This window comes from uncultured Bacteroides sp., assembly GCF_958445495.1.
Lineage (GTDB): Bacteria > Bacteroidota > Bacteroidia > Bacteroidales > Bacteroidaceae > Bacteroides.
On sequence record NZ_CAUCSQ010000054.1, the window covers coordinates 19,538 to 27,701 of the forward strand.

Annotated in this window: 7 protein-coding genes, 1 tRNA gene and 1 pseudogene; 7 read left to right on the plus strand and 2 right to left on the minus strand. The window is 49.8% G+C overall.

The window, feature by feature from the left end:
• Window positions 1-2: 2 nt before the first annotated feature.
• On the minus strand, window positions 3-476 hold the full coding sequence (locus Q5076_RS15010) for an arginine repressor (RefSeq protein WP_303014417.1): 474 nt from the start codon (window positions 474-476) through the stop codon (window positions 3-5).
• A 237-nt stretch (window positions 477-713) separates the two neighbouring features.
• On the opposite strand from Q5076_RS15010, the gene rhaB reads away from it, so the two are divergent.
• The 7 genes and pseudogenes from rhaB to Q5076_RS17915 all read left to right on the plus strand — a co-directional run.
• Window positions 714-2,171 (plus strand): rhamnulokinase, encoded by a 1,458-nt coding sequence (gene rhaB, locus Q5076_RS15015; protein ID WP_303014418.1) that lies wholly within the window; start codon window positions 714-716, stop codon window positions 2,169-2,171.
• 47 nt (window positions 2,172-2,218) lie between these two features.
• Window positions 2,219-3,475, plus strand: coding sequence for an L-rhamnose isomerase (locus Q5076_RS15020; protein WP_303014419.1), 1,257 nt, complete (start codon window positions 2,219-2,221; stop codon window positions 3,473-3,475).
• A gap of 3 nt (window positions 3,476-3,478) precedes the next feature.
• On the plus strand, window positions 3,479-4,498 hold the full coding sequence (gene rhaT, locus Q5076_RS15025; protein WP_303014420.1) for an L-rhamnose/proton symporter RhaT: 1,020 nt from the start codon (window positions 3,479-3,481) through the stop codon (window positions 4,496-4,498).
• Between the two features lie 95 nt (window positions 4,499-4,593).
• The gene (rhaD, locus tag Q5076_RS15030; protein WP_303014421.1) at window positions 4,594-5,403 is read left to right on the plus strand and encodes a rhamnulose-1-phosphate aldolase; all 810 of its coding nucleotides are present in this window, start codon (window positions 4,594-4,596) and stop codon (window positions 5,401-5,403) included.
• A gap of 99 nt (window positions 5,404-5,502) precedes the next feature.
• The gene (gene fucO, locus Q5076_RS15035) at window positions 5,503-6,657 is read left to right on the plus strand and encodes a lactaldehyde reductase (RefSeq protein ID WP_303014422.1); all 1,155 of its coding nucleotides are present in this window, start codon (window positions 5,503-5,505) and stop codon (window positions 6,655-6,657) included.
• Window positions 6,658-6,801: 144 nt separating this feature from the next.
• Entirely contained in the window at window positions 6,802-7,701 is a 900-nt protein-coding gene (locus Q5076_RS15040) for an AraC family transcriptional regulator (RefSeq protein ID WP_303014423.1), read from the plus strand.
• Window positions 7,702-7,824, plus strand: a pseudogene (locus tag Q5076_RS17915) (transposase); the annotation flags it as partial. It abuts the gene before it with no gap.
• A 263-nt stretch (window positions 7,825-8,087) separates the two neighbouring features.
• On the opposite strand, the gene Q5076_RS15045 reads toward Q5076_RS17915, so the two are convergent.
• A tRNA-Met gene (locus tag Q5076_RS15045) sits at window positions 8,088-8,160 on the minus strand.
• Window positions 8,161-8,164 lie beyond the last annotated feature (4 nt).

The following is an 8,164-nucleotide window of genomic DNA, read 5'->3' on the forward strand; positions in this document are numbered from 1 at the left end:
AGTTATTCAATGTTCGGAATGATGAGCGATAAAAGCTGGCGTATCTTGCCTGCCGGAACCCCTTCGCGTAAAACCAGCATAATCGTGTCGTCCCCGGCAATGGTCCCCAATATCTCGCCGAACTCATTGTTGTCAATGTCATAAGCCATGCTGCTGGCATATCCCGGACGGGTACGGATGACAGCGATGTTGCCGGAAAACTGCAGCGAGATGAACCCGTTGCTCCGTAACATCTCTCCTGCACTTTGGTCGGTAGAACGTTTGTACATGATATTGTTCGGCAGCACATATACGTATTTTCCGTTCATACTGGCGGCTTTGGCTACTTTCAGTTGTTTTAAGTCGCGGGAGAGGGTGGCCTGTGTCAGTTCGAAGCCTTCGCGGTTCAGCTCTTGCAGCAGTTCTTCCTGCGAACCGACCTCCTTGCTCGAGATAATCATTTTGATGGCGTCTAACCGATTTGCTTTCTTCTTCATTGTATAATTATTCTAAGAATGGCGCAAAAGTATGCAATATTTTGGAGAAGATATGCATAAAACCGAAGATTTTTTGCATAAAAGTGAAAAATATGCTAAATGGGAAAAGACGGGCCCGCCGGATAAGTGTCAAAATGCATACCCTTTCAATCAAAAAGCATAAGGAACGCGAGGACGGAATCGCCTATCTTTGCGATGCAGGTAAACGGATACCCTGAATATATTAGACAAAATACCATGAAACAAAACTTTTTTGCAGTCGACCTGGGCGCAACGAGCGGTCGTACCATCTTGGGAACTTTCATTGAAGGCGGATTGAATCTGGAAGAGATTAACCGTTTTCCCAACCACCTGATTGAAGTCGGCGGACATTTCTATTGGGATATTTATGCACTATACCGCCATATCATCGACGGATTGAAACAGGTGGCGCGTCGCGGCGAACCCGTCACCTCCATCGGCATCGATACCTGGGGAGTAGATTTCGTTTGTATCGGGAAAGACGGGAGTTTGCTCCGTCAGCCCTATGCATACCGTGACCCGCATACGGCGGGAGCGCCGGAAGCCTTCTTCTCCCGCATTTCCCGCAGTGAGGTATATGGCAAGACAGGCATTCAGATAATGAATTTCAATTCGCTTTTCCAACTGGATACTTTGCGCCGTAATCATGACAGTGCGCTGGCGGCGGCAGATAAGATTCTGTTTATGCCGGATGCGTTGAGTTATATGCTGACGGGGGAGATGGTAACGGAATATACGATTGCTTCCACGGCCCAACTGGTGAATGCGCAGACACGTCGCCTGGAGCCGGAATTGCTGGAAGCGGTCGGGTTGAGTGAAAAGAACTTCGGGCGTTTCGTATTCCCCGGAAAGAAAGTAGGAGTATTGACGGAAGAAGTGCAGAAGATAACCGGGCTGGGAGCCATACCCGTGATAGCCGTGGCAGGACATGATACCGGCTCGGCGGTTGCCGCCGTTCCGGCGCTGGACCGCAATTTCGCTTATCTGAGCAGCGGAACCTGGTCGCTGATGGGAGTCGAGACAGATGCGCCGGTGATTAATGCCGAAACGGAAGCGTTGAACTTTACCAATGAAGGAGGAGTGGAAGGAACCGTCCGCCTGTTGAAAAATATCTGCGGAATGTGGCTGCTGGAGCGTTGCCGCCTGAATTGGGGAGATACGGGCTATCCGGAATTAATCAGTGAGGCGGAGGCTTGTGAACCGTTCCGCAGTCTGATTAATCCGGATGACGATTGTTTCGCCAATCCTGCGGATATGGAAAAAGCTATTGCCGGATATTGCCGGGCTACCGGACAGCCGGTTCCGGACAGCCGGGGCCAGGTAGTACGCTGCATCTTTGAAAGCCTGGCTTTGCGTTATCGCCAGGTATTGGAGAATTTAAAAGCCCTTTCCCCGCATCCGGTTGAAGTCTTACACGTGATAGGCGGCGGAAGCCGTAATGATTTGTTGAATCAGTTCACGGCCAATGCCATCGGCCTCCCGGTAGTCGCAGGCCCGTCGGAAGCCACCGCTATCGGCAATGTGATGATTCAGGCAATGGCGGCTGGTGCGGCGACGGATGTTGCCGGAATGCGCCGGCTAATCAACCGCTCCATCCCGCTGAAAACCTATCAGCCGCAAGATACCGAGGCTTGGGATACGGCTTACATCCATTTCAGGAACAGTATCCGGTAATTAAAAAAGCAACCGACAAGAACAACCATTTTAAATAATAGAATATCATGAAAAAAGAAGAACTGATTCAGAAAGCGTATGAGATTGCCGTAGAACGTTATGCGGCGGTAGGCGTGGATACCGCGAAAGTATTGGAAACGATGCAGAATTTTCACCTGTCGCTCCATTGCTGGCAGGCCGACGACGTGGCAGGCTTTGAAGTGCAGGCCGGTTCGCTGACCGGAGGTATCCAGGCAACGGGCAATTATCCGGGCAAAGCCCGCAACATCGACGAGCTGCGTGCCGACATCTTGAAAGCCGCTTCTTATATTCCGGGTACGCATCGCCTGAACCTGCATGAAATATACGGTGATTTCCAAGGCAAAGTCGTAGACCGCGACCAGGTGGAACCCGAACATTTCAAGAGCTGGATAGAATGGGGAAAAGAACATAATATGAAACTGGATTTCAACTCCACCTCTTTCTCACACCCGAAATCCGGCGACCTGTCGCTTTCTAACCCGGATGAAGGCATCCGCCGGTTCTGGATTGAACATACGAAACGTTGCCGTGCGGTAGCCGAAGAAATGGGTAAGGCGCAAGGCGACCCGTGTATCATGAATCTTTGGGTACATGACGGAAGTAAGGATATCACGGTCAACCGCATGAAATACCGCGAACTGTTGAAAGACTCCCTGGACCAGATTTTCGCCGTCGAATATAAAAATATGAAAGACTGCATCGAGTCGAAAGTGTTCGGTATCGGTCTGGAAAGCTATACGGTAGGCTCCAATGACTTCTATATCGGCTATGGCGCTTCCCGCAACAAGATGATAACCCTGGATACCGGACATTTCCATCCGACGGAAAGCGTGGCGGACAAAGTCTCTTCACTCCTGCTTTATGTTCCCGAACTGATGCTGCATGTCAGCCGTCCGGTCCGCTGGGATTCCGACCATGTGACTATTATGGACGACGCCACGATGGATTTGTTCCATGAAATCATCCGTTGCAACGCATTAGACCGCGTACACTACGGGCTCGACTACTTCGACGCTTCCATCAACCGCATCGGCGCTTATGTAATCGGAAGCCGCGCCGCACAGAAATGCATGGTTCGCGCCCTGCTCGAACCGATTGCCCGGTTGCGCGAGTACGAGGCAAACGGACAGGGATTCCAGCGCCTGGCTCTGCTTGAAGAAGAAAAAGCCCTCCCCTGGAATGCGGTATGGGATATGTTCTGCTTGAAGAACAATGTGCCCGTGGGTGAAGATTTCATAGCGGAAATAGAGAAATACGAGGCCGAAGTAACTTCTAAACGGTAAGTCATGGATATTCTAATCGGCCTGTTAATCATAGCCGTCGGCAGTTTCTGCCAGTCGAGTTCCTACGTGCCTATAAATAAGGTAAAGGAATGGAGTTGGGAGAGCTTCTGGTTGGTACAGGGTGTATTTGCCTGGCTGGTGTTCCCGTTCCTGGGAGCGCTGCTGGGAATCCCCGAAGGCAGTTGCCTGTCCGACCTCTGGGGAGCCGGAGGTGCGGGGATGAGCATCTTCTATGGCATATTGTGGGGAGTGGGAGGCCTGACATTCGGGCTTTCCATGCGTTATTTGGGCGTTGCGCTGGGGCAGAGCATCTCGCTGGGCACTTGCGCCGGTTTCGGAACCCTTCTTCCCGCCCTTTTTGCCGGAACAGACTTATTTGAAGGCGACGGTCTGGTCTTGCTTCTGGGCGTCTGCATAACGTTGGCGGGGATTGCCGTCATTGGCTATGCCGGCAGTTTGCGTGCGCAGACTATGAGCGAAGAAGAAAAACGCGCCGCGGTAAAAGACTTTGCCTTGACAAAAGGATTGCTGGTTGCCCTCCTGGCAGGAGTAATGAGCGCCTGCTTTGCTTTGGGGCTCGATGCCGGAACCCCTATTAAAGAAGCGGCGCTGGCGGGAGGCGTGGAAGGCTTGTATGCCGGGCTTCCTGTCATCTTTCTGGTTACGTTGGGAGGATTTCTGACCAATGCGGCCTACTGCCTGCAACAGAATGTGGCAAATAAATCGACGGGCGACTATGCCAAAGGAAAAGTCTGGGGAAATAATCTGGTGTTTTGCGCATTGGCAGGCGTATTGTGGTACATGCAGTTTTTCGGACTGGAGATGGGAAAGAGCTTCCTTACCGGAAGCCCGGTATTGCTTGCCTTCTCATGGTGCATCCTGATGGCGTTGAATGTAACCTTCAGTAATGTTTGGGGAATTATCCTGAAAGAATGGAAGGGAGTGTCCCTGAAAACGATTACCGTGTTAATCTGCGGATTGGCGGTATTGATTTTCTCGCTGGTGTTCCCGAATTTATTTTAATACCAAATCGCAGAAAGCTGCCGGAGATGCCGGGTTCGTCAGGACGGCCCTTCCGGGTTTCCGTACCTTCTGCGGTGAACTAAAACAGAATGAAAATGAAATCAATTTTAGAAAATCGCCCGGCGCTTGCCGAAGAAGTGAACAAGGTAGCAGAAGTGGCCGGATACTTGTGGCAGAAAGGATGGGCCGAACGCAACGGCGGCAATATCACGGTTAATATTACGGAGTTTGCCGATGATGAAATCCGCCGGATGCCGGCGATAAGCGAAGTGAGGCCTATCGGTGTCACATTGCCTTATCTGAAAGGATGTTATTTCTATTGCAAAGGGACGAACAGGCGCATGCGCGATTTGGCGCGCCGGCCGATGGAGAACGGATCGGTAATCCGTATTCTGGATGATTGCGCCAGTTATGTGATTATAGCTGATAAGGCGGTTGCCCCGACATCGGAATTGCCTTCCCATCTGAGCGTGCATAACGACCTGATTGGCAAGAACTCCCCCTATAAAGCATCCGTGCATACGCATCCGATAGAATTGGTTGCAATGACACATTGCCGGAAATTCCTGGAGAAAGATGTAGCCACCAACCTGTTGTGGAGCATGATTCCGGAGACGAAAGCCTTCTGCCCGCGCGGTCTGGGCATTATTCCCTATAAGTTGCCCAGCTCGGTAGAATTGGCGGACGCCACTATCAAAGAACTGCAGGACTACGATGTCGTCATGTGGGAAAAACACGGAGTTTTTGCCGTTGACTGTGATGTGATGCAGGCTTTTGACCAGATTGACGTGCTGAATAAGTCTGCCCTGATTTACATTGCCGCCAAAAATATGGGTTTCGAGCCTGATGGCATGACACAGGAACAGATGAAAGAAATGACCGTTGCTTTCAATCTTCCTAAATAATTATTTGCATTAATTCCTGAATTTATTTACTTTAGCGGCCGCAACACCTCACATCAAAGAGATGTTGCGGTTAACCCCTTTAAATGAAATAGAACAACTATGAATCGCATTATTTTAAATGAAACCTCCTATTTCGGCGCCGGATGCCGGAGCGTGATAGCTGTGGAGGCAGCGAGGCGCGGCTTCAAGAAAGCCTTCTTTGTGACCGATAAAGACCTGATTAAATTCGGTGTGGCTGCCGAGATTATTAAAGTCTTTGATGAAAACAAAATTCCTTACGAACTTTACAGCGATGTGAAAGCCAATCCCACCATTGCGAACGTACAGAACGGCGTAGCTGCCTACAAAGCTTCCGGAGCCGATTTTATCGTCGCTTTGGGCGGCGGCTCTTCCATTGATACCGCCAAAGGAATCGGCATTGTCGTGAACAACCCGGACTTTGCAGATGTGAAGTCCCTGGAAGGCGTGGCTGATACCAAACACAAAGCCGTGCCCACCTTTGCGTTGCCCACCACTGCCGGGACGGCTGCCGAGGTGACTATCAATTATGTGATAATTGACGAAGACGCCCGTAAGAAAATGGTTTGCGTAGACCCGAACGACATTCCTGCCGTGGCTATCGTAGACCCCGAACTGATGTATTCGATGCCGAAAGGACTGACCGCCGCTACCGGTATGGATGCCCTGACGCATGCCATCGAAAGTTACATTACTCCGGGCGCCTGGGTAATGAGCGATATGTTCGAATTGAAAGCCATCGAAATGATTGCGCAGAATCTGAAAGCAGCCGTAGACAACGGCAAAGACGCGGCGGCGCGCGAAGCCATGTCACAGGCGCAATATATCGCCGGTATGGGATTCTCGAATGTCGGTTTGGGAATTGTCCATTCGATGGCACATCCGCTGGGTGCCTTCTATGACACCCCCCACGGAGTAGCCAATGCATTGCTGTTGCCGTATGTGATGGAGTACAACGCGGAATCCCCGGCAGCTCCGAAATACATCAACATAGCGAAAGCGATGGGAGTGGACACTGCCGGAATGAGTGAGGCGGAAGGCGTAAAAGCCGCCGTTGAAGCTGTCAAGGCACTCTCCGCCAGCATCGGCATCCCGCAGAAGTTGCATGAAATCGATGTGAAAGAGGAAGATATTCCGGCGTTGGCCGTAGCCGCTTTCAATGATGTCTGCACAGGTGGCAATCCGCGCCCCACATCGGTTGAAGACATCGAAGCGTTATATCGGAAAGCATTCTAAATCTGTTTATACTAAGGTTTATTTGAAAGAAACATCCGGACGTATCCAGAATGGGTACTCCGGATGTTTTTTATGCCATAGTATGCGATTTCTGAAAATAATTCCTATTTTTGCCCAATCCAATTGCATGAAACACACATTGATATGACTGAGGACAATAGCTTGGGACTGGAATTTAAATACTTGATTGTAAACGATATGGACCGGAAATTCGGCCTGTGGGTAAATACGGTTGGCTATCAGTCTATCCCGCCCGGTTCGCCCTACCCGTTGAAAGAACATCCTTCCGGTTATTTTTTCAATACGGAGAAAGGGAGAGTGTTGCGTGAGTACCAGCTTGTTTACATAACGAAAGGGCGCGGGTTGTTCTCTTCGGCTTCCGTTTCCGGGAAACAAGTCTGTAAAGGCAGGGTGATGGTGCTGTTCCCCGGACAGTGGCATACGTACCGTCCGTTACGGCAGACCGGATGGACGGAATATTATATCGGATTCGAAGGACCTGCCGTTGACGCTATCGTTGCCAATGCCTTTTTATCCCCGGAGCAGCAGATATTGGAAGTCGGTATTAATGAAGAGCTGGTCTCTTTGTTTTCCCGCGCCTTGGAGGTTGCAGAAACAGATAAGATTTCCGCCCAGCAATATCTTTCCGGCATCGTACTTCATATCATAGGCATGATTCTTTCCATTTCCAAAAATAAGGTTTTTGAGATGAGCGATGTCGACCAGAAGATAGAGCAGGCAAAAATCATCATGAATGAAAACGTATCCGGCAATGTCGATCCGGAAGAGCTGGCGATGCGGCTCAATATCAGTTATTCATGGTTCCGCCGTGTTTTTAAGGAATATACGGGATATGCTCCGGCAAAATATTTTCAGGAGTTGAAACTCCGTAAAGCCAAACAAATGTTGGTGGGCACTTCCCAATCGGTGAAAGAGATTTCTTTTTTTCTGGGTTTCCAGTCTACCGAATACTTTTTCTCTTTTTTCAAGAAACGTACAGGGCTTACCCCGTTGGAATACCGTTCGTTCGGACGGGAAGAGTGAAGACGTCCTACCGATGCCGCTTCTGAATCGTTCAATGCCAAAATCAAGGAATTCCGGACACAATCCAGGGGAGTAAAGGCCAGGATATGCTTTTTGTTCAGGTTAACTGAAATTTATGCATAAAGTGAGAATCTCTCAGGTTTTTACGTTGACCCCTGCTTTCCTTTACATCGGAAATGTTGAAATAATCCAATGTACCTTCGGGAAGAAGGAGACGGTAACCGTTAGTTTCCATAATTACTGTGCTGTTGGTTGTTGCAGGCAAAGATAAGATTTTATCAGATATACTCCTCCGATTTTTACGTTGACCCGTGAACCGGATAAACTCCCGGAAAGAACCTATAAAAAAAGAAGAACCGCATTTCTACGATTCTTCTACTCTTTAGTTGCGGAGGCTCGACTCGAACGAACGACCTTTGGGTTATGAGCCCAACGAGCTACCAACTGCTCCACTCCGCGATGT